The sequence below is a fragment of the Pseudomonas sp. GW823-FHT06E10 genome (assembly GCF_058794995.1).
The window spans coordinates 140,890-162,016 of the sequence record NZ_JBXAHJ010000009.1 but is presented as its reverse complement, the minus strand read 5'-3'; the positions used below and the strand labels follow the sequence as shown (position 1 = coordinate 162,016).

The following is a 21,127-nucleotide window of genomic DNA, read 5'->3' as shown; positions in this document are numbered from 1 at the left end:
CCTGTATTGCTTTAGTTTATCCAACGTGAAGGTGCTGATAACCATTTGAGGTATCATCTAACATTCTGATAGTAGAATGAGATACCGTATAGAGAATATGATGGAGCTGATGTTGGCCTGTCATTTCCTATAAAAACAAAAACGGTAATCAGAATGTCATTTCTCAAAGGCTATTCAATCGGCGCCAAGCTCTTTGTGCTGCCCGCATTATTTGTTATCGCTTTATTGGTTGTTTCGGGCCTTGCCTATCATGGGCTGGCCAGGCAACAGGCGGTGATCGAGGAAATCGACCAGTTGCGTTTCCAGCAGTATCGCCAGGTACTGGAAACCGCGTCTGCGTCGCAGGCGGCAATGGTCGGGGCCTATGCCATAGGCGCACGCATCCTTGAATCCAATGGGCAGGCTTCTGCCGAGGAGCTGGAATCCTATCTGGAAGACATGCAGGCCAGTGTCGACGACATGCGAGCCGGGTTGGACAAGGTGGCTCGCGAGACGCGTCTGGGTGAGGAGGAGAAAGAACTCTACCGCGCCGTGCAAGAACAGGCCGCCGTGGTCGGCGAAGGCCTTGCCGATTTCAAGCGCGCGGCCTTGAGTGACCAAATACAGGCGGCATCGCTGCTGGGCAGGGTGCGCGCCGACAACAATGGTCTGCAAGGTCAATTCAATCGTTTGCTGGGACTGCAGGCGCAACTGACCTCTGGCGCCTTTGCCGAGGCCGGCACTATGCAACGCCAGGTGTCACGGATGTTGGTTGCGGTATTACTCGGCGCCAGCGTACTCGCCGTCATCGTCAGTCTTTTGTTGCGTGCCCAGATCCTCAGGCCCATCCGGGAAATCGAACAGGCATCGATCGAGTTGCGCGATGGCGACCTGACCCGACGCGTGCGGGTCATGGGCCGAGATGAGGTGGCCCACACGGCCCAGGCATTCAACGAACTCATTGATAGCTTTCAGCAGGCCATGCGCCAGGTTGCCGGTGTTGCGGCATCGGTCGGCGCGTCGGCGGAGGAACTGGTGGGTACTTCGGCGCGCGTGGCGCAAAGCTCCACGGCGCAGGCCGGTGCGGTGGGTGCGGTGTCGATGACCATCGAGCAGATGAGCGACGGCATTGCGGCAATCTCCAGTCATGCTGAAAGCCTGCGCAGCTGCGCCGAAGCAAGTTTGCGCGGTGCGCAAGACGGGCACCTGGCCTTGTCGCGACTGCTCGAGAAAATCGACAGCGTGCGCCATGCCTTCTCCGCCATCCGCGGCTCGGTGGGCGATTTTGTCGAAAGCACGACAGCGATCACCGCCAGCATCGGTCAGGTCAAGGACCTCTCCGCGCAGACCAGCATGCTGGCGCTCAATGCGGCCATCGAGGCGGCGCGTGCCGGAGAAAGCGGGCGCGGTTTCAGCGTGGTGGCCGACGAAGTGCGTAACTTGGCGCAACGCTCGGCGCTGGCTGCCAACTCGATCAACCAGTTGACGTTGAAGCTGGAGAACCAGTCCGGGATCGTCGACCAGGCATTGAGTGCGGGCACCGTGGCACTGGAGGACAGTGGCCGACTGCTGGGTGAGTTGGAAAGTACCCTGCAGCAGGCGACGGAACTGGTCGGAGACTCCACGCGCGGGGTGGACCGGATTGCCGATGCGGTGAGCGTGCAGAGCGAGGGTGGGCGGGGCATCGTGGCCAACGTCGAGCACATCGCGCGCATGGCCGGAGAGGGTGATGCGATCACCCATCAGGTATCCGGAGCCGTGGTGTCCTTGCGCGAACTGTCCGATGAGCTGAACGTAGCGGTGGGACGTTTTCGCTACGAGGCCTGATTGGCTTGAGACTTCGGTGTCCTGAATATCAGCAGCAGCGGTATGACGCCAATGGATAACCACATCAGCAGCTTGAAGTCATCCAGGTAAGCCACCCAGCTGGCTTGCACAGTGATCAAGCCATCCAGGGCTGCACGCCCGCTGGCGGTCAGTGGATTGAGCTGGTTGTTGACAGGCCAGGCATCGAACAGGCGGTTGAACGGCGTCACGTAGGCGCCGATTTCGGCATGATTGATCTGGGTGTTTTGCGCCAGCAGCACCGTAACGATCGAGATGCCAACGCTCGAACCGACATTGCGTGACAGGTTGTACAGACCCGTGGCTTCGCCCCGCAAATGCGGGGGCAGGGTGGTAAAGGCGATGGTGGTCAGCGGGACGAACAACAGGCCCAGGCTCGCGCCCTGGATAAAGCCAACGTAGACGATGGTGTGGATGGACACGGCCGGTGTCCAGCCGGTCATCATGTACATCGACCAGGCGGACAACACCAGGCCGCAAAACAGTATCCAGCGAATATCGACTTTGCCGATGATCTTCCCGGCAAGGAACATGCTCAGCATCGTCCCCAGGCCGCGCGGCCCCATGACCATGCCGGCGGTGAGAACCGGGTAGCCCATCAGGGTTTGCAGGTAGGGTGTCATCAGTGCCAGCGAGGCCAGGTAGGTGATGCCGATGATGAAGATAAACACCACCGCCACCGAGTAATTGCGATCCTTGAACAACTTCAGGCTGATAAAGGGCTTGTCGTGGGTGAAGGTGTGGACGATGAAAATGTACGAAGCGATGGCGGCCACCAGCGCTTCCAGGATGATTTCCCCAGAGTCGAACCAGCCCAGTTGTTCGCCGCGGTCGAGGAACAGTTGAATCGACATGATGGCCACGCTGAGGGAGCTAAAGCCCAGCCAGTCCAGGCGTGCGGTCCTGTCGGCCGGGGTTTCACGAATGAAGCGGGTCATGCCGATGAAGGCCAGCAACCCGATAGGCAGGTTGATGAAGAACACCCAGCGCCAACTGAGGTGTTCCGTCAGCCAGCCGCCGAGCATCGGCCCCAATACCGGGCCGACCATGACCGATACCCCGAACAGCGCCACTGCCGACCCTCGTTCTTTCTGCGGGTAAATATCCAGCAGGATGCCTTGCGATAATGGCACCAACGCCGCCCCGGCCACCCCTTGCAGCAGGCGAAACAGGATGATTTCTTCCAGGGAGCGGGCAATGCCACAGAGCACCGACGCCAATACAAAACCCAGGATCGACCACAGCAACACGCGTTTGCGACCGAAGCGCCGGGCCAGGAAAGCCGAGGGCGGCGTCATGATGGCGGTGGCGACGATGTACGAGGTCAGCACCCAGTTAATCTGATCGGCGCTGGCCGATACGCTGCCCTGCATATAGGGCAGGGCGACGTTGGCGATGGTGGTGTCCAGCGCCTGCATGACCACCGCCAGCACCACACACAAGGTGATCAGTACCCGCAACGGCGATGGCGGAAGTGGTCCGGATACTTCACTCATGATGGCGTGCGAACAGGTTTGCCAGCGGCTTCGGCAGGCCACGTGCCGTGCCGGTATCGATATCGACCACGGCGCTCATGCCATGGCGCAGCGCGGGTTTGCCGGCAGCATCGTCGATATGGATCCGCACCGGAATGCGCTGCACAACCTTCACCCAGTTGCCCGTGGTGTTCTGGGCCGGCAACAGGGAGAAGCTCGAACTGGATGCTGGGCTGATGCTTTCCACGGTGCCATGCCAGGTGACACCCGGATAAGTGTCTACCTCAATGGTTACGCCCTGGCCGATGTGAGCGTTGGTCAGCTCGGTCTCTTTCGGTGACGCAGCCACCCACAGCTGCTCGCTGGACACCAGGCTAAAGCCCGATTGGGGTGGTTGCAGATACGCACCCACTTGCAGCGAGTCAACGTTGGTGACGACGCCGTCGAATGGGGCGATGACCACGGAGTTTCGCAGGTTGCGTTCGGCTTCATTCAGTGCCGCCAGCGCTTGCAAGTAGGACGGATGCAACTCCAGAGGTCTGTCCAGACGCCCACCCAGTTGAGCCAGCGCCGCCGCGGCCTGGGCCTTGGCGACCGCCACCTGCTGACGGGTATTGTCGAGGTCCTGGTGGGCGTCGTCGTAGAGAGTCCTGGATACGGCGGCAACGCTGACCAGCTTTTCCAGCCGTTGCAGATTGGTCTGGTAAAAGGGCAATTTGGCTTCAGCCTGGGCGATCTCGGCCAGCGATTGGTTGTAGCTGGCCTTGAGGTAAAGGATCTGATTGCGCGCGTTTTCCAGTTGCGCCTTGGCACTGGCCACGGCGATTTCAAAGGGCTCGGGCTTGAGACGGAACAACACTTGGCCTTTGCTCACGCTTTGGTTGTCACTGACTTCAATAGCCGCGACGATTCCGGCGACATCGGTGGAAACCCCTACACGCTCGGCCTGGATATAAGCATTGTCGGTGCTTACGATCTGGCCACCCAACACATACCAGGCAGCACAGGCCACGACACTGATAGGTGCCAGCAAAAACAGGCCGATGCGCCAGCGTTGGCGTGCCGTGTCAGACGGTTCTTCAGCATGGCCATCAAGGGCCGAAGCCTCGGTCGCCTGCATCTGGGGTTTTTCAGCTGGCTCGAGCGGTCGGGCTTCAGCGTGCACGGCAGGGCGCTGCAATGTCGGCTCAGCCATGCTTCACCTCGCTTGCTGCACAGCCTGTGAGCTCATCCACGGGCTGGCCGCAGGCTGTCAGCAAGTGTTCACGCATACGTTCGAGGTACTGCAGCAATTGGTCGTGCTCCTGAATGGAGAAATCCGCCATGGTTTCTTGTCGGGTTTGTTCGCCGATGGTGCGCATGAACTGCAGTAGCGGATGGGCAGCCGGGGTGAGAAACAGCAAGGAGTATCGGCGGTCGGTGGGGTGGTTACGGCGTTCGATCAATCCGCGCTCCTGCATCTTGTCCAGCAAGCGCACCAGGGTGACCGACTCGATTTCCAACAGGTCTGCCAGGCCTTTCTGGTGGATGCCCTCATGAATCGACAGCTTGGCCAGGACTTGCCATTGCGAGCGCGTGAGACCGGCTGCGCGAGCCCATTGTTCAAAGCGCTTACGCATCAAGCGGGCAACGTCATGGAGGACAAAGCCGAGGGTGGATTGGGTCATCGTCAGCGCACCTTGGAGTCAATGAGCAAGCTAATGGTAATCAGGCTTATGGATTGCTCGCTAGCTATTTTTCATTAAAACATGATCAGATAAAGAAAAAATGTCCATTTGGAGGTCGCTTATCAAGCTGAAATGTGCTCTTTAAGCCGAAATGTTTCGGCTTGATGCCTGAATTTTGCCTTTTTATGCTGGGTTAAAAAAATATCGACAGAAAATAAAAAACTGTCGAATTATGTTTGCTCTATCCACCACTAAGCACTACCGTTAGCGCTGACTGCGTTCAACGCAATTGCCCAAGACCAATAACAAAGAGGCAGCCCGATGATGACCCCAGGCTGGTGGGCCATGGCGCTTTGCGAGGCCGTGAATGATCAAACGCCATTGGCCGTGGCCTTTGCCGGCGAGGAGTTGGTGCTGTTCCGAAACGCGGCCGGCCAAGCCTTTGCCTTGGAAGACCGTTGCCCACATCGGCGGGTGCCGCTGGCTCTGGGGCGAGTCGTCGAGTCCGGCCTGCAATGCGGTTATCACGGCTGGACCTTTGATGGCGCCAGTGGTGGCTGCACGCAGATCCCCAATCTGCATGCCGATGAGCGCGTACCTGCACGTTATGCCGCGCGTGCCTTTGCGGTGCGCGAGGAAAATGGTTTTGTCCATGTGTGGTTGGGTGAGGGGGCACCGCAAGGGGCATTGCCCAGCAGCGATTACCAACCCAGCGGACGCGAATTTACCGGTTCCACTATCGTCAACATGAGTCACGACCAGTACCTGGATGCGATGCTCGACGGTCCGGAATGCTTGCTCGGGTTTCCCCATGTGCGCCTTACCGATTTTTTCCTTGGCGATCTGCGCAGCGAGCAGGGGCGTGTGGTTCTGGAACGAGGTGCGGTATGGAGCACACAAATCCTGCCTTCGCAGTTTGTGGTGGATTACCCCTTGATTGTGCGCACCGCCGTCCCATTGAACGGCGGTACTGTTCGGGTGGATTTGCTGAGCGAAGATGAATTGCCGCTAGTGACGCTGATGATCGCGACCGGTGCCAATCGTCGTGGCACCACCAGCCTGTGTTGGCGTGGCTACGTGCATGAGCAGGTGCCGGCCAGGGCACCGTTGCGCTGGCGAGCAGCACGCCTGCGTAAACAAGCCCCATTCCAGGTGAAAAGCCTGATTGATGGCGCAGCCGTCGCGGCCTTGTTGCAAGCCTCATCCCGTGAACTGCGTGGGTTGCGCCAACCGCGCCTGATTCCCGTCAGCGCAGTCGTCTGAGCACAGGAGTTCCCACCATGCATGCCGTGCCTTCCTCCACCGATACGATCCCTGGCAAAGTGCGGGGTGACTGGACGCCGATCAACTACGACCTGCGTGACACCTGGTTCCCGGTGTCCCATAGCCGCGACCTGAGTGCGCGGCCCATTCGCCGGATCATTCATGCCCAGCCCTATTACCTGTGGCGGGACAACGGGCGCGCGGTGGCTGCCGAGTTTCATCCGCATTTCCCCCAGAAAGAGCTGATACTCACAGCGTTTACCGGGGGACGGGGCTTTTATCCGCTGGTTGAGCGTTACGGCTACATCTGGGTCTGGTACGGCAATCCGGACGCTGCCGACATGCAGTTGCTCCCGCATATTCCGTTTCTACCGCAGGACGGCAGTCTTCCCGGTTACACCCAGCGTACTGTGCGGTTTGATGCGACCTCGGCGCTGTCGGTGGAAAACCTGATTGACCTGACCCATGCCGATTTCCTGCATGCCAATACCATTGGCGACGGTATCAGTGAGTCGGACGTGGTGGAGGTGCAATGGACCTCCGAGACCGTGACCCGCACTCGTACCGTGGCGCAAAAGTCAGTGGCGCCCATCATGCGCTGGGTCGGCGGTGTGCGCGCCAAATACCAGGACTTTCGCGCCGTGCTGCACATTCACTTGCGCAGCAACGTGTGCATCTCCTATCCGCGCTTTCGCCCCGGGTATGACGTGCCCAACCTGCAACCGTTCCTGCCGGTGGGCAAGCATAGATCGCGGTGTGACGTCACCTTCAACACCACCGCTGCACCCGCGCCTTTTCGCTATGTGATGCCGCGCATCAACTACATCATCCAGCCCCAGGACAACTCGGTGGTGCGCCCGCAGAACCAACGTTATTTCGAGGTCGACGAACGTCGTGACTTGCACTCTCGCTTCGATACGCCGGGTACCCGTTATCGCTACCAGATGGAACAGTTGGTCGAACGTCAGCGTGCCGGCCAGTTCGCCTACGGCAGCGACGCTGAACCCGGGCGGGATATCACAGCCTTGCTCGGCATGAACGACTGACACCCACGCACGAGGAGTACTGCAATGGATCTGGGTATTGGTGGGCGTATTGCGGTGGTGTGTGCATCCTCTCGAGGGCTTGGCAAAGCCTGTGCGCTGGCATTGGCGCAGGAGGGCTGCGAGGTGCTGATCAATGGCCGCGATGCCGAGAGCCTGGCCCACACCGCGCAAGATATTTTACGCAGCACGGGTCGACTGCCACGCACCGTGGTGGCCAACCTGTCCACCGCAGCCGGTCGACAGGCGCTGCTGGCCGCGTGTCCGGTGGTGGATATACTGGTGACCAACAACGGAGGCCCGGAACCGGGCCGTCTGGAGGACTGGGACCATGCCGCCTGGTTGGCGGCCATTGAGGCCAATATGCTTTCAGGCATTCTGCTGATTCAGGCAGTGGTCGGCGGGATGCGCGAGCGGGGGTTTGGCCGCATCGTCAATATCACCTCGGCGATGGTCAAGTCGCCACGCTTGCCCCTGGGATTGTCCACGGCGGCGCGTGCAGGGCTCACGGCTTTCTGCAAAGCCCTGTCAGTCGAAGTCGCGCGCGACAACGTGACCATTAACAATCTGCTGCCCGAACGTATTGAAACCGAGCGCCTGCGCTTCATGACCGAGCAGTTGGCCAAGCATCGCCGACTCAGCGTCGAGCAGGCGCGGGTGGAAATGCTCAAGCCAATAGCCGCGCGCCGATTTGGCCAGCCGAGTGAATTTGCAGCGGCCTGTGCGTTTCTTTGTTCGGCTCAGGCCGGCTACATCACCGGGCAAAACCTACAGGTCGACGGCGGCAGTTACTCCGGGTTGATCTAGCCGGCCCGGCGTTCTTTCCAATCGGCTGGCGGCTCTTCGCTGGCGTCAAAGTCGAGTTCGACTTCAACCCCGTTGGGGTCCTGCATGAACAGCTGCCAGGTGCGTTGCGAGCCTGGCGCACGGATGATTTTGAAGCGCACGCCATGCTCGATTAGACGCGTGCACATCGTCTGCAAGCCACTGGCATGAAAGGCCATATGGTCGAGCACGCCACGTCGCGGTTCCGGCATTTGCGCTACGCCCACGACATGCAGCACTGGCTGGTTCCGGGTGTAAAGCCAGAACCCGGGAACCGGGAAGGGCGGGCGTGGCCCCTCAACCAAACCCAGCACCTCAACATAGAAATCCCGTGTCGCCTGCAGTTGGTCAGAGACAATAGTGAAGTGGTCCATGCGCAGGATCATGTCGAGGCCCTTGATTGTGTTATTGAACTGATTATTAACTATTGTTCATATCCGCGCTTATGATTCTATATTCGGAATACTAATCTATATATGAAATTAATTTTCGATGGCTTAGGGTGACGCCATGGATTCGTTCTGCAGCTTTGCTGCAGAACGCTTTGAGCAGAACAAGCCACTGAAAGGTGCTGTATGAGCCAGGCAATCCTTGAAGGCATTCGCGTCATCAGCCTGTGTTCCGGCATTGCCGGTTCAGCCGCGGGCCTGCAACTGTGTGAAGCAGGTGCCGAAGTGGTCATGGTTGAATCACCTGGCAACGCGGCTAGAGACCACCAGGTGCTGTTCGCGGTGCTCAATCGTGGCAAGCGCAGTGTCACCCTTGACCTGGAGAACCCTGCCGATCGCCAGCAGTTGCGGTTGCTACTGGCCAGCGCCGATGTGCTGCTGCACGATTTCACCCCGGCAGAGGCGCAGGCCCATGGTCTGGCAGACGCGCTGCTCGTCGCAGACTTCCCCCGATTGGTTGTCTCTGCGATCAGCGGCTGGCCGCAACGGCACGCGCTGGCGAATGCCATACCACGGGAAACACTGATCCTGGCGCGCCTGGGCCTGTTGGATGAGCAGCCCGCACATCGCCCCGGCCCGGTGTTTGTGCGCATGCCATTCGCCAACTGGCTGGCCTGCTGGCTGTGTGTGGTCGGGGTAATGGCGCGGTTGCTGGCGCGGGACCGTGACGGCTGTGGCGGCATCGCCCATACGAGTCTGGCACAGGCGGCCCTGGTGCCCATGACCATGCATTGGAACCGGGCGCAAACGCCAACCCCAGCCTTCGCCAAGGGCCTGGATAAATACATTCCGATTCCATTGCACCAGTGCGCCGATGGCCGCTGGCTGCATGTGCATTACTCGCCGGACAAATCGCCGTGGATGGCCGCAGCGCTCAGCGAACTGGGCGAAACCGAAGTGACTCGCCTGAATGCGTTATGGCCACCCAGCCATGTGGCGCCCAACTTCGGCGCCAACAAGGCGATTATCGCCACACGACCGGCGCAGGATTGGGTCGAGCATTTCTGGCAGCACGATGTGGCCGCGCAAATCGCCGGCGCCTTTGGCGATATCTACTTCGACGAGCAGGCGCGCCTCAATGGCTATGTGGTTGAAGTTGACGATGTACAACTGGGCAAGACCCTGCAACCGGGTCCGGCCTGGCAGGTGCAGCCACCTGCGCGAGTCGGCGGCAGTGCACCACTGGTTGGTGAAGGGAACGCAGTACTGCCGGGCGCTGATGCATTGCTCCCAGTGCAAGGGCACAAGTGGAGTCCCGCTCCATTGCCACCGCTGCATGGCTTGAAAGTCTTGGATCTGGGCGCCTACCTGGCCGGGCCGTTTGCCTGCATGCTGCTGGCGGACCTGGGCGCCGAGGTCATTAAAATCGAAGCCCCTAAGGGTGACGCCATGCGCCGTCTGGAGCGAATTTTCAGTGGTACCCAGCGGGGCAAATTGGGGGTCGCGCTGCAACTGGGTGATCCGCAAACCGAGCCCGTCGTCGAGACGCTGGCACGCTGGGCCGATGTGGTGCACCACAACATGCGGCTGCCGGCCGCACGCAAACTCAAGGTTGACTACGAGCGTCTCAAAGCACTTAACCCGCAGTTGGTCTATTGCCATGTCAGCGCCTACGGGCCGAACGGCCCGCGTGCGGATTGGCCAGGCTTTGACCAACTGATGCAGGCCTCCTGCGGCTGGGAGGTCGAGCAGGGCGGCGAAGGACAAGCGCCGATGTGGCTGCGTTTTGGCGTGGGTGATTTTTTTGCCGGTTTATCCTCGCTTTATGGCTTGCTACTGGGGTTGTACGAGCGCAACCGCAGCGGCGCCGGGCAAATGGTCAGTTCCTCATTGTTGGGCGCCACGTTGCTGTCGATGAGCGAAGCGGTGGTGCTGGAGGATGGCAGTCTCACGCCTGTCGCCCATATGGACGCGCAACAGACGGGGCTGAATGACGCACACCGTCTGTATCTGTGCAGCGATGCCTGGCTGGCGGTGGCAGCGCTGCAGCCTGATGAAATTCAGCGCTTCACCGCACTGGTGGGCAGTCGTCCCGAGGATTATTTCGCAGGCCTCACCCGGCAGGCGGCACTGGCAGCACTGACTGGCGTGCAGGTTCCTGCGCAGGCCGTGCTGGAGGCGCAGATGGATGCGTTTCTCGACAGCCCCGAACACGCTGCCGCGGGCCTGCATGCCCATTATCCCCATGCGGTGTACGGGGACCTGCAACAGATTGGCGCGTTCTGGGATTTCGGCAATTTGCCGTTGTCGCTGAATCGCCCGCCACCGGCCCTCGGCCAACATACCCGGCAAGTCATGGCAGAGCTCGGCTACACCCGCAGTGAAATTGAGCGCATGGCCTCGGCGGGTCTGGTGGCGCTGTAAAAGCGTGGCTATTGCTCGACAGCATTCATCGACAAGCACAAGGAACACCCATGTACGAGTTGGATTTCAGCGGTAAAACCGTGCTGGTGATCGGCGGTTCCAGTGGCATTGGCAATGGCATTGCACAGAACTTTCGCCAGCGCGGTGCCGAAGTGCATGTCTGGGGCACACGAGCCTCGGCAGCGGCCTATCGAGATTCACCCGACTCTAATCTCGAAGGCCTGCACTACGCCCAGGTCGACGTTGCGGACGCGGCGTTGATTGAAGTCGCCAGCGTGCCCTTCACCCGCCTGGATGTGCTGGTGCAAGCACAAGGCACGGTGCTCTACGACCGTCAGGAATTTCTGACCGAGGGTTTCAAGCGCGTACTCGACGTCAACCTCATCAGCCTGATGGTGTGCGCACAGAAGTTTCACCCGCTGTTGATGCAGGCCAAGGGCTCGATGATCACCGTCAGTTCCGCTGCCGCCTTCCACTCCACGCGTGGCAATCCGGCCTACAACGCTTCGAAAACCGGTGCTTTTGGACTCACTCGCACCCTGGCCGAAGCCTGGGCTCGTGACGGCATCCGGGTCAACGGCATTGCCCCCGGGCTGGTGGAAACCAAGCTGACACGGGTAACCACCAGCAACCCCAAGCGCCTCGAAGGCGCGTTGCGGGCCATTCCTCAAGGGCGCCTGGGCACGCCCCAGGACATGGCCAACGTGGCGCTGTTTCTTGCCTCGCCGCTGGCCAGCTATGTGCTCGGCCAAACCCTGTTGGTCGACGGCGGCATGCTGCTGGCCTGATCGTTATTTACTAGGAGACACACCATGGCCTGGGACTTTCAGACCGACCCCGAGATACAGGCGGAACTGGATTGGATCGAGCAGTTTGTACGTGAGGAAGTCGAGCCCCTCGATCATGTGCTGGGCAGCCCGTGGAATATCCACGATCCGTTGTTCAAGCAGCTGGTCAAGCCGCTGCAAGCGCAGGTGAAGGCACGCAAATTGTGGGCCTGTCACCTGGGACCGGAGCTGGGTGGGGCAGGGTATGGCCAGGTGCGCCTGGCGTTAATCAATGAAATTCTCGGTCGTTCGCTGTTTGGCCCGATTGTGTTTGGCTGCCAGGCCCCAGATTCCGGCAACGGGGAAATCCTCGCCCATTACGGCACCCCGGCGCAGAAGCAGCGCTACCTGCAACCGCTGCTCGATGGCGATATCGTGTCCTGCTTCGCCATGACCGAGCCGCAAGGTGGCGCGGATCCCGCCGTGTTCACCACCGAAGCGGTGCGCGATGGCGATGACTGGCTGCTGAGCGGCGAAAAATGGTTTGCCTCCAATGCCCGCTACGCAGCGTTCTATATCGTGATGGCGGTCACCGATAAAAGCGTATCGGTGTATGAAGGCATGTCTATGTTCATCGTCGCCGCTGACGCGCCCGGGGTTAGCATTATCCGTAACGTCGGTATCGCCGATGACCCAGCCGCCACCCATGCTTATCTGTCATTCGACAGGGTGCGAGTGCCCGCGGGCGACATGCTCGGTGCGCCCGGCCAGGCATTTGTCGTGGCTCAGGTTCGGCTCGGTGGTGGCCGCGTGCACCACGCCATGCGGGTGATTGGTCAGGCGCAAAAAGCCCTTGATGCACTCTGTGAGCGGTCCCTGTCGCGCAGTACCCAGGGCAGCCGTTTGGCGGATAAGCAAATGATCCAGGAAAAAATTGCCGATTCATGGATCGAGCTGGAGCAATTTCGCTTGCTGGTGATGCGCACGGCGTGGCGCATCGATCAGTACCAGGACTACAAGCGAGTGCGCCAGGACATCGCCGCAGTGAAGGCTGTTATGCCCAAGGTGTTGCATGACATCGCCGCCCGCGCCCTGCATGTGCATGGTTCGCTGGGCGTCAGTGAAGAAATGCCCTTTACCGGCTACATCGTGCGCTCCTTCCAGATGGGACTGGCCGATGGGCCAACCGAGGTGCACAAAGTCACGGTTGCCAAACAGCTGCTGCGCGACTATCAGCCCTGCGACGAATTGTTCCCCGATTACCATCGACCCACCGCCGAGGCCCGTGCCCGGGAAAAATACGCCGACGTATTGGCCAGCCTTGGCGAGCGCAATCCATGAACGACTGGCAGGATCTGGTCGACCTCGAGCGCCTGGCCGACTGGATGGATAGTCAAGGCCTGGAGCGCGGCCCCATCGAGGCCCCGATACGTTTGACCGGAGGCACGCAAAACCTGCTGCTGCGCTTTCGGCGCGGTTCGCGTGAATTCGTCCTGCGTCGGCCTTCCAGGGAACTGCGCGAAGTCGGCGGCAAGACGATTGCCCGTGAAGCGCGTTTGCTCAAGGCATTGGCGGGGTCGCAAGTGCCCCATGCCGGTTTGATTGCCGATTGTGCTGACCCAGGCGTTTTGGGCGCCAGTTTCTACTTGATGGAACCAATAGAGGGTTTCAATCCCAACTGCGCGACCGGTTTGCCGGCGCCTCATGCGCAGCAGTCTGAAATGCGCCGGCGCATGGGGCTGGCCATGGTCGATGCGCTGTTGCGCCTGGGCGAAATTGACTACCAGGCGGTGGGGCTGGCGGATTTTGGCCGGCCTGAGGGTTTTCACCAGCGTCAGGTCTCACGCTGGCTGGCGCAGATGGACAGTGTCAAAGACTATCCCGGTTGGCCCGGCGCCAAGGGTCTGCCGGGGCTCGAACGCTTGGCCCAATGGTTAAGCGAGCATTGTCCGCAGCAGTTCCAGGCCGGTATCCAGCACGGTGACTTTCACCTGTCCAATGTCATGTTCCGGCACGACGACGCAGAGCTCGCCGCGGTAGTCGATTGGGAGCTAGCCACCGTCGGTGATCCGTTGCTCGATCTCGCCTGGCTGGTGGTGACCTGGCCCGATGCCGAGGGTCGTGGCGCCGGCACCATCGAAGTGCATCCCTGGGATGGCTTTTGCAGCAGCGATGAATTGGTCGCCCATTACCGCGCCGGCAGCTCACGCTCGTTGGCGGACTTGACCTGGTACCTGGTGTTGGCTGGGTTCAAGCTCGGCATTTTTCTCGAAGTCAGCCACGCACGTGCCTGTGCAGGTAAAGCCTGCAGGGTCACCGGTGAAAAACACCACGCCTCGGCGCTGCGCCTGATCGCTACGGCGTTGCAACGTATCGAGCAACTATCCTGATATATCCAGACAAGAGGAACAGCCCATGCAACTGGCCGGTAAGCGGATCATCGTCACGGGGGGCGCCCGCGGCATTGGCGCGGCAGTGGTCAAGGCGTTTGTGGAAGAGGGTGCCCATGTCGTCAGTCTCGACCTGGGCGAGGCAGCCTCGATAACGGGTGACGGTGGTGGTTGGGCGCACTCGCGAGTCTGTGACATCGCTGACAGCCAATCGGTGGACGCGGCCTTTGCCTGGGCCAGCGAACAGCTCAACGGTCTGGATGTGCTGGTGCATGCCGCGGGCATCGCGCCGAATGCCAGCGCCGACAGCATCACGCTGGACGAGTGGGAAAAGGTCTTTGCGGTCAATACCCGTGGCACTTTCCTGACCAACCGAGCGGCCTATGAGCTGCTCAAGGGCAGCGGCGGGCGCATCATAAATTTCGCCTCTGCCGCAGGCGTACTCGGACAGCCGGGCAAAGCCCATTACGCCGCCAGTAAGGGCGCCGTACTGGCGTGGACGCGCACGGTGGCGCGGGAGTGGGGGCCCTTGGGCATTACCGTCAACGCGATTGCTCCGGCGATGTGGACGCCGATGTACGACGCCACCCGCGCGAGCATGAGCGCCGAGCAATTGCAGCAACACGATGCGTACATGGCCGGCCAAGTACCAATCGGCGGCAAGCTGGGCGAACCGGCCCGGGACCTGGCCCCTGTGCTGGTGTTTCTTGCCGGCGATGGCTCGCGGTTTGTCACCGGTCAGACGCTGGTGATTGACGGCGGGATGATGATGCTCAGTTGAGTGGCAAGCAGTGTGCCTGGGTGAGCCCGGCACACGTGCCTAGCGACCGCGGATCAGCTGCAAAAACTCCTGGCGGGTGTTGTACGACTCGCGGAAGGCGCCGAGCATCACCGAGGTGCTCATCACCGAGTTTTGTTTCTCAACACCGCGCATCATCATGCACATGTGTTTTGCCTCGATCACCACCGCCACCCCGGCGGCATCGGTCACCTGGGCAATGGCGTCGGCAATCTGGCGTGTCAGGTTTTCCTGAATCTGCAAACGCCGGGCGAACATGTCGACAATACGCGCGATTTTCGACAGCCCCAGCACCTTGCCTGTCGGTATATAGGCGACATGGGCTTTGCCAATAAACGGCAGTAAATGATGTTCGCACAGGGAGTAAAGTTCGACGTCCCGGACGATGACCATCTCATCGTTGTCCGATTCAAACAGTGCGCCATTGACGATTTGTTCGAGGCTTTGCTGGTAGCCATGACAGAGGTACTGCATGGCTTTTGCTGCGCGCTTTGGCGTGTCCAACAAGCCTTCACGTTCTGGATTTTCACCTACGCCGTGGAGAATCTCACGGTAATTTCTGGCCAGTTCTTCGTTCATGGTTTGACCTTGTTGAATGAACCAACATCCCGGGCTGCACAATGTTCAGCCCGGGCAAGGCTTACAGTTGAGTGACGGCGATTTTGCTGTTGCTCTGGCTGGCATCATGGAATTGGGCGGTGTTGCCATTGCGCCACTGCTCTAGCAATTGCGCCTGGCGTTGTTGCGCATGGCCGAGGAATCGCTCTTTGACCGGACCATAGCCGCGAACGCTTTCAGGCAATTCCACCAGATCCTGGGCCAGGCCCAGTTTTTGGGTGGTCAAGCCCGCCAGCACTTCGTCGAGGATCTGTTCGTAGTTGGCCAGCCAATTGCGTTCCACCTTGCGCTCATGGGTACGACCGAATGGATCAAGCCAGGTATTACGCAGGAACTTGAGCCTGGCCAGCAGTTTGAAGCCTTGCAGCATCCAGGGGCCGAAGCTGCGTTTTTTCGGTTCACGGCCGGAGCCGTTATCGTTCAGCAGCGGCGGAGCGAGGTGGAAGCGCAGGCGATAGTCGCCTTCGAAGCCAGCCTGGATTTTTTCCAGGAATTGGCCGTCGGTAAACAGACGGGCTACTTCATATTCATCCTTGATGGCCAGCACTTTGAAGTAGTAACGGGCGACGCTTGCCGACAGCTTGCCGGGTTGCCCGAGCAGTGCGGTTTCTGCCTTGATGAATTGCTCGACACGATAGCGGTAGCGTTGGGCATAGGCGTAGTTCTGGTACGCAGTGAGAAACTCCATGCGCCGTGCCAGCGTTTCTTCCAGGCTTTGCGACAGTAAGCGGTCCGGGCTTTGCACCTTGCCGGCTTCCAGTTTGCGTAATACCCGTGGCAGGTCATGGGCGCTGCGCCGACCCCAGTCAAAGGCCGAGAGATTAAAGGGCACCGCCGTGCCGTTCAGTTCGATGGCCTGTAGTAGCGCCGCTTTACCCACCGGCAACCAGCCCTTCTGGTAGGCATAGCCGAGCATGAACGTGTTGGTCGCAATCGAATCACCCATCAGGGCCGTGGCGATTTTGCTTGCGTCGATAAAATCCGCATGCTCAGTGCCCACCGCTTCGGCGATTTGCTCCGACATGTTGCCGGTCTGGAAGGTCGGGTCCGGGTGTTTCAGCAAATCACCAGTTTCCGCCTGCTGGGCGAAGGTACGCACAAAGGCGCTGGTGATGGTTTCTTCGCTGTTGATCAAGGCATGGGTCACGCCATGACGCAGTTTGGATAGGGTTTCGGTGTTGGCGCTGACCACCAGGTCGCAACCGAGTAGAAGGGCGGTTTCACCTTCGGCAATCCGCGGTGCAAACAACTGTTCCTGGTGCGCGGCAATGCGAATGTGCGACCACACCGCACCGCCTTTTTGTGCCATGCCGGCCATGTCCAGATTGAGCGTGCCTTTGCCTTCGATGAACGCCGCCATTCCCAGCAGGGCGCCGATGGTCACCACGCCCGTACCGCCCACGCCAGTGACCAGGATGCTATATGGTTCTTCCAGCGCTACGGTCGCGGGCGTCGGCAAATCCCACACGTCATTCTTCGCGGAGGCCAGGGCTTTGGGTTTGCGCAAGGTGCCACCTTCGACCGTGACAAAACTCGGGCAAAAGCCGTTGAGGCAGGTGAAGTCTTTGTTGCAGGAAGACTGGTCAATTTCACGCTTGCGGCCGTACTCGGTTTCCACCGCCACCACCGACATGCAGTTGGACTTGCTGCTGCAATCGCCACAGCCTTCACATACTGCTTCGTTGATCACGACTCGACGTGCAGGGTCCGGGAATTTGCCGCGTTTACGCCGCCGACGTTTTTCCGCGGCACAGGTCTGGTCATAGATGATTGCCGACACCCCCTGGAACTGGCGCAACTGTTCCTGCACTTCGTCCATTTTGTCGCGACGCAGCACCGGCACGCCGTCTGCCAGATCACGGATGTGCTGATATTTCTCGACATCGTCACTGACGACCACAATACGTTGCACGCCCTCGGCCGCGAGCTGTCGGCTGATCTGCGCAACGCTGAGGCTGCCGTCCACAGGCTGTCCGCCGGTCATGGCCACGGCATCGTTGTAGAGAATCTTGTAGGTGATTTGCACCTTGGCCGCGATGGCGGCCCGAATCGCGAGAATGCCGGAGTGGAAATAGGTGCCGTCGCCCAGGTTGGCGAAGACATGCCGGGTCTTGGTGAAAGGTGCCTGGCCGATCCATGCCACGCCTTCGCCGCCCATCTGGCTGAACGTCTGGGTCTGCGGGTAGATCCATGCCGCCATGTAGTGGCAACCGATACCGGCCAGCGCACGACTACCCTGCGGGACCTTGGTCGAGGTGTTGTGCGGGCAACCGGAACAGTAGTGGGGCACGCGTTCCATCAGGTTGCTGAACTGGCCTTTGCTGGCCAGTTGTGCGTCCAGTACCGCCAGGCTCACTTGCAGCGGACCATTCTGATGCAGGTGCAAAATACGCTTGGCCAACGCACGGGCGATCATTGCCGGGGTCAGGTCATTGGTCGCCGGCAGCAACCAGCCGGTGTGCGGCAGGCTCCATTCGCCTTTATCGTCAAACTTGCCGACGATGCGCGGGCGTACGTCTTCGCGCCAGTTGTAGAGTTCTTCCTTGAGCTGGTACTCGATCATGTGGCGTTTTTCTTCGACCACCACGATTTCTTCCAGGCCCTCGGCAAACTGGCGCACGCCTTCGGCTTCCAGCGGCCAGACCATACCGACCTTGTACACGCGCAGGCCGATCTGCTGTGCGAGGGTTTCATCGATACCAAGGATTTTCAGCGCCTGGCACACGTCGAGGTACGATTTTCCGGAAGTGATGATGCCGATGCGCGCTTTCGGTGAGTCCATCACGATACGGTCGAGACGGTTGACCCGGGCGTAGGCGAGGGCGGCATACAGCTTGTGTTCCAGCAGGCGTTGTTCCTGCGCCAGGGGCGGGTCAGGCCAACGGATATTCAAGCCGCCTTCGGGCAACGGGATATCCGGAATGATCGGTTGTACGCGATGAATGTCGATGTCGACCACGGCCGCGCTTTCCACGGTATCGGCCACCGCCTTGAGCGCAACCCAGCAACCGGAGTACCTCGACATGGCCCAGCCGTGCATGCCGTAGTCGAGGTATTCCTGCACGCCCGATGGCGCCAGCACCGGCATCATGACCGCTTTGAAAATGTGCTCGGTCTGATGCGGCAGGGAGGAGGAACGGGCGCCGTGGTCATCACCGGCAATCGCCAGCACACCGCCGAATTGTGAGGTGCCGGCAGCGTTGGCGTGACGGAACACATCGCCGCAGCGGTCCACGCCCGGGCCCTTGCCGTACCACATGCCGAACACGCCGTCGTAGGTCGCGCCTTCGAAGATATTGACCTGCTGGGTACCCCAGATCGAGGTGGCGGCGAGATCTTCGTTCATGCCCGGATGGAACACCGTGTGGTGTTCCTTGAGATAGTCGCGGGCCTTCCACAAAGCCTGATCAAAACCACCCAGCGGCGAGCCACGGTAGCCGGAAATAAACCCGGCGGTATTCAGACCATTGGCCAGATCGCGCTGGCGCTGCATCAGAGGCAGGCGCACCAGCGCCTGAATCCCGGTGAGTAAAACTTTTCCGCTGTGCTGGATGTATTTGTCATCCAGAGACGGGGACGCACTCATGCTCATCCTCCAGGCTTTATTGTCATGGCGGCGCCAGGAGAGCGGCGTTGCCTAGTTATTGGCCGGAGTCTAGGGAGGGGGGGTGTGGATCGTAAAATCACAAAAACAGCGGGGTGGTATTGGATATTTGAATACCGGAATGTTCTTTGGCATTTGATCAATATCAAATGCATTTCAGCAATGCTCCCAATCGTTGTGCCCAAACCTCCCTGTCCCGTTTACTTCAGCCATACCGAAGCCCTCAGGCCAGCGCTCTTCGGCGCGGTTGAAACGGCCCGGCACTTCGGCTGCCAATAACAAAAAGAATGGGAAGGGAGTGTTGATGATCGACGCAAAACCAAAGCCGTTAAGCCTGGCCATCTGGCTCAGTGTGATCGGGTGTGTCTTGTCCGTTGGCAACAGTCGGGCTGCCGAGTTCGATACCGGCAATCCGGACCTCACCGCGCGCTGGGACAACACCGTTCGCTACAACGTCGGCGTGCGAGCTGAGGGGCGTGACAATGCCTTGGCCAACAACGCCACCTACGACGAGTCTGATTCCAAGTTTGATAAAGGCGATGTGGTGACCAATCGCGTCGACCTGATGAGCGAAATGGAGGTGGCCTACAAGAAGTACAACGGCTTTCGCATCAGCGGCGCTGCCTGGTACGACCAGGCGTACGAAGACACCGATGTCGAAACCAGCGATGGCAACGTCTTCTACCCCGGCGCATTTCCGGGTAAGAGTACGCCGAGCTATACCAACGGCCATTACTCCAACTTTACCAAGCGCTACCACCGCGGACCCAGCGGCGAATTGCTGGACGCCTTTGCGTTTACCCGCTTCGACCTTGGCGACATCCCGGTCAGCGTGCGTGCCGGCCGGCACACCGTGTATTGGGGCAATGGCCTGTTGATTGCCGGGCATGCCATTTCCTACTCACAAGCACCGCTGGATGGGCGCAAGGCCGTGAGTAACCCCGGCACCGAGACGCGCGAAATCTTCCTGCCGTTGACGCAGATTTCCACCCAGGCGCAGGTCACCGACAAGTTGTCGCTGGCGGCGCAATATTTCTTCGAATGGGACACTACTCGTGCGCCTGAGGGCGGCACTTACCTGGCCTCCGCCGACATCGCACTGGAAGGCCCGGACCGCTTGCCGTTGTTCAGTGGTTTCACACGGCCATTGATCGATCCGCTCAAGCCCAAGGACGAGGGCAACTGGGGCGTGATGGGTACCTACAGCTTCGACTATCTGCACTCGGAAGTCAGCCTGTACTACCGCGAGTTCGATGATTACAACCCGTGGGGCCTGCAAGTGGCGCCGACTTTCGCCCGCTACGTTTACGCCAACAACGTCAAGCTTTATGGCCTGGGTTACTCCGCAGGACCGGTACTGGGTGGCGGCTCCGTGGGGGTAGACCTGTCGTATCGCCAGAACACTTCCCTGATCTCCAGCAACATCAGCACCGTCGACAACGAGGGCGCCCGAGGTGATACCTGGCACCTGGTGGTCAACAGCCTTTGGTTGCTGCCGCGTACCAATTACTTCGACACCGGCAGCCTGATCACCGAAATGGCGTTCAGTCACGTGGAAAAGGTGACAGAGCATGAAGAGCTGTTCAAGGGCGAAGGCTACCGCGGCTGCCCGGCGGGGCAGGACAAACACTTCGGCTGCGCCACCGACAACTATGTCGGCCTTGCCGTTAGCTTTGCGCCGCAGTGGCTGGGGGTGTTCCCCGGTTGGAATATTTCTACCCCGATGAGCGTGGATTACGGTGTCAGCGGCAATGCCGCCACAGGGGGAGGCAACGAAGGCAAATACACCTGGAAGGCCGGCGTGAAGGGCACCTACGACGAGCGCATGGACGTGACGCTGTCTTATATCGGCTACGGCAGCGAACGCCATTACGCCGATGTCAATGGCGTAGGAAAAACCGTCGTCGGCGGTTCCGGCGACGTTGGACTGTCCGACCGTAACTGGGTCTCCCTGACCGTCAGCACAGCGTTCTAAACCGCCCCTGAAATGCAATGCAGTGATCACCGGGCTCGGTGATCACCCATCTGAATGGAGAAGG

Annotated in this window: 16 protein-coding genes; 10 read left to right on the top strand and 6 right to left on the bottom strand. The window is 60.0% G+C overall.

Translation table 11 applies throughout. From position 1 onward, the window contains the following. Nucleotides 1-153 precede the first annotated feature (153 nt). Nucleotides 154-1,806 carry a methyl-accepting chemotaxis protein gene (locus AC1Q6Y_RS16630; protein ID WP_057715148.1) on the top strand — a complete coding sequence of 551 codons (1,653 nt, stop codon included), beginning with the start codon at nt 154-156 and terminating at the stop codon, nt 1,804-1,806. On the opposite strand, the gene AC1Q6Y_RS16625 is transcribed toward AC1Q6Y_RS16630, so the two are convergent. From AC1Q6Y_RS16625 to AC1Q6Y_RS16615, 3 genes are read right to left on the bottom strand one after another with little or no spacing between them, the layout of a single operon-like run. After that, nucleotides 1,794-3,320: a DHA2 family efflux MFS transporter permease subunit gene (locus AC1Q6Y_RS16625; RefSeq protein WP_057715147.1), complete on the bottom strand. Its 1,527-nt coding sequence runs from the start codon at nt 3,318-3,320 to the stop codon at nt 1,794-1,796. The two genes, AC1Q6Y_RS16630 and AC1Q6Y_RS16625, sit on opposite strands and share 13 nt — an antisense overlap. Further along, nucleotides 3,313-4,494, bottom strand: a complete 1,182-nt coding sequence (locus AC1Q6Y_RS16620; protein WP_057715146.1) for an HlyD family secretion protein — start codon at nt 4,492-4,494, stop codon at nt 3,313-3,315. Before AC1Q6Y_RS16620 ends, AC1Q6Y_RS16625 begins: the two co-directional genes overlap by 8 nt. Continuing rightward, nucleotides 4,487-4,966: a MarR family winged helix-turn-helix transcriptional regulator gene (locus AC1Q6Y_RS16615; RefSeq protein WP_057715145.1), complete on the bottom strand. Its 480-nt coding sequence runs from the start codon at nt 4,964-4,966 to the stop codon at nt 4,487-4,489. The genes AC1Q6Y_RS16620 and AC1Q6Y_RS16615 overlap by 8 nt, the downstream gene beginning before the upstream one ends. 321 nt (nt 4,967-5,287) lie before the next feature. Between AC1Q6Y_RS16615 and AC1Q6Y_RS16610 the strand changes: the two genes are divergently transcribed. The 3 genes from AC1Q6Y_RS16610 to AC1Q6Y_RS16600 are packed head-to-tail and all read left to right on the top strand — an operon-like array spanning nt 5,288 to nt 8,079. After that, complete coding sequence (locus AC1Q6Y_RS16610) at nt 5,288-6,229, top strand: Rieske 2Fe-2S domain-containing protein (protein ID WP_057715144.1); 942 nt, start codon at nt 5,288-5,290, stop codon at nt 6,227-6,229. Between the two features lie 17 nt (nt 6,230-6,246). Further along, the gene (locus AC1Q6Y_RS16605) at nt 6,247-7,275 is read left to right on the top strand and encodes an aromatic ring-hydroxylating oxygenase subunit alpha (protein ID WP_020798268.1); all 1,029 of its coding nucleotides are present in this window, start codon (nt 6,247-6,249) and stop codon (nt 7,273-7,275) included. Nucleotides 7,276-7,299: 24 nt separating this feature from the next. After that, nucleotides 7,300-8,079, top strand: a complete 780-nt coding sequence (locus tag AC1Q6Y_RS16600) for an SDR family oxidoreductase (protein WP_057715143.1) — start codon at nt 7,300-7,302, stop codon at nt 8,077-8,079. On the opposite strand, the gene AC1Q6Y_RS16595 is transcribed toward AC1Q6Y_RS16600, so the two are convergent. Then, on the bottom strand, nt 8,076-8,483 hold the full coding sequence (locus tag AC1Q6Y_RS16595; protein WP_033043225.1) for a VOC family protein: 408 nt from the start codon (nt 8,481-8,483) through the stop codon (nt 8,076-8,078). The two genes, AC1Q6Y_RS16600 and AC1Q6Y_RS16595, sit on opposite strands and share 4 nt — an antisense overlap. A 189-nt stretch (nt 8,484-8,672) precedes the next feature. On the opposite strand from AC1Q6Y_RS16595, the gene AC1Q6Y_RS16590 reads away from it, so the two are divergent. From AC1Q6Y_RS16590 to AC1Q6Y_RS16570, 5 genes are read left to right on the top strand one after another with little or no spacing between them, the layout of a single operon-like run. Beyond that, nucleotides 8,673-10,910, top strand: a complete 2,238-nt coding sequence (locus AC1Q6Y_RS16590) for a CoA transferase (protein ID WP_057715142.1) — start codon at nt 8,673-8,675, stop codon at nt 10,908-10,910. A 50-nt stretch (nt 10,911-10,960) separates the two neighbouring features. Further along, nucleotides 10,961-11,698 (top strand): SDR family NAD(P)-dependent oxidoreductase, encoded by a 738-nt coding sequence (locus AC1Q6Y_RS16585; protein ID WP_057715141.1) that lies wholly within the window; start codon nt 10,961-10,963, stop codon nt 11,696-11,698. 24 nt (nt 11,699-11,722) lie between these two features. Further along, nucleotides 11,723-13,018 (top strand): acyl-CoA dehydrogenase family protein, encoded by a 1,296-nt coding sequence (locus AC1Q6Y_RS16580; RefSeq protein ID WP_057715140.1) that lies wholly within the window; start codon nt 11,723-11,725, stop codon nt 13,016-13,018. Then, a complete protein-coding gene (locus AC1Q6Y_RS16575) occupies nt 13,015-14,067 on the top strand; it encodes a phosphotransferase family protein (RefSeq protein ID WP_057715139.1) in 1,053 nt (350 codons plus the stop codon). Before AC1Q6Y_RS16580 ends, AC1Q6Y_RS16575 begins: the two co-directional genes overlap by 4 nt. Nucleotides 14,068-14,092: 25 nt before the next feature. Further along, nucleotides 14,093-14,848: an SDR family NAD(P)-dependent oxidoreductase gene (locus AC1Q6Y_RS16570; protein WP_057715138.1), complete on the top strand. Its 756-nt coding sequence runs from the start codon at nt 14,093-14,095 to the stop codon at nt 14,846-14,848. A 39-nt stretch (nt 14,849-14,887) separates the two neighbouring features. On the opposite strand, the gene folE is transcribed toward AC1Q6Y_RS16570, so the two are convergent. After that, nucleotides 14,888-15,445, bottom strand: coding sequence for a GTP cyclohydrolase I FolE (gene folE, locus AC1Q6Y_RS16565; RefSeq protein WP_057715137.1), 558 nt, complete (start codon nt 15,443-15,445; stop codon nt 14,888-14,890). Nucleotides 15,446-15,506: 61 nt separating this feature from the next. After that, nucleotides 15,507-19,070 carry an indolepyruvate ferredoxin oxidoreductase family protein gene (locus tag AC1Q6Y_RS16560; RefSeq protein ID WP_057715136.1) on the bottom strand — a complete coding sequence of 1,188 codons (3,564 nt, stop codon included), beginning with the start codon at nt 19,068-19,070 and terminating at the stop codon, nt 15,507-15,509. A 322-nt stretch (nt 19,071-19,392) separates the two neighbouring features. Between AC1Q6Y_RS16560 and AC1Q6Y_RS16555 the strand changes: the two genes are divergently transcribed. Next, the gene (locus AC1Q6Y_RS16555) at nt 19,393-21,063 is read left to right on the top strand and encodes a DUF1302 domain-containing protein (protein ID WP_020798258.1); all 1,671 of its coding nucleotides are present in this window, start codon (nt 19,393-19,395) and stop codon (nt 21,061-21,063) included. Nucleotides 21,064-21,127: the final 64 nt, after the last annotated feature.

Bases quoted from the DNA above. Each gene is read 5' to 3' on its own strand.
- AC1Q6Y_RS16630 (WP_057715148.1), top strand. From the start codon at position 154: ATGTCATTTCTCAAAGGCTATTCAATCGGCGCCAAGCTCTTTGTGCTG.
- AC1Q6Y_RS16625 (WP_057715147.1), bottom strand. From the start codon at position 3,320: ATGAGTGAAGTATCCGGACCACTTCCGCCATCGCCGTTGCGGGTACTG.
- AC1Q6Y_RS16620 (WP_057715146.1), bottom strand. From the start codon at position 4,494: ATGGCTGAGCCGACATTGCAGCGCCCTGCCGTGCACGCTGAAGCCCGA.
- AC1Q6Y_RS16615 (WP_057715145.1), bottom strand. From the start codon at position 4,966: ATGACCCAATCCACCCTCGGCTTTGTCCTCCATGACGTTGCCCGCTTG.
- AC1Q6Y_RS16610 (WP_057715144.1), top strand. From the start codon at position 5,288: ATGATGACCCCAGGCTGGTGGGCCATGGCGCTTTGCGAGGCCGTGAAT.
- AC1Q6Y_RS16605 (WP_020798268.1), top strand. From the start codon at position 6,247: ATGCATGCCGTGCCTTCCTCCACCGATACGATCCCTGGCAAAGTGCGG.
- AC1Q6Y_RS16600 (WP_057715143.1), top strand. From the start codon at position 7,300: ATGGATCTGGGTATTGGTGGGCGTATTGCGGTGGTGTGTGCATCCTCT.
- AC1Q6Y_RS16595 (WP_033043225.1), bottom strand. From the start codon at position 8,483: ATGATCCTGCGCATGGACCACTTCACTATTGTCTCTGACCAACTGCAG.
- AC1Q6Y_RS16590 (WP_057715142.1), top strand. From the start codon at position 8,673: ATGAGCCAGGCAATCCTTGAAGGCATTCGCGTCATCAGCCTGTGTTCC.
- AC1Q6Y_RS16585 (WP_057715141.1), top strand. From the start codon at position 10,961: ATGTACGAGTTGGATTTCAGCGGTAAAACCGTGCTGGTGATCGGCGGT.
- AC1Q6Y_RS16580 (WP_057715140.1), top strand. From the start codon at position 11,723: ATGGCCTGGGACTTTCAGACCGACCCCGAGATACAGGCGGAACTGGAT.
- AC1Q6Y_RS16575 (WP_057715139.1), top strand. From the start codon at position 13,015: ATGAACGACTGGCAGGATCTGGTCGACCTCGAGCGCCTGGCCGACTGG.
- AC1Q6Y_RS16570 (WP_057715138.1), top strand. From the start codon at position 14,093: ATGCAACTGGCCGGTAAGCGGATCATCGTCACGGGGGGCGCCCGCGGC.
- folE (WP_057715137.1), bottom strand. From the start codon at position 15,445: ATGAACGAAGAACTGGCCAGAAATTACCGTGAGATTCTCCACGGCGTA.
- AC1Q6Y_RS16560 (WP_057715136.1), bottom strand. From the start codon at position 19,070: ATGAGTGCGTCCCCGTCTCTGGATGACAAATACATCCAGCACAGCGGA.
- AC1Q6Y_RS16555 (WP_020798258.1), top strand. From the start codon at position 19,393: ATGATCGACGCAAAACCAAAGCCGTTAAGCCTGGCCATCTGGCTCAGT.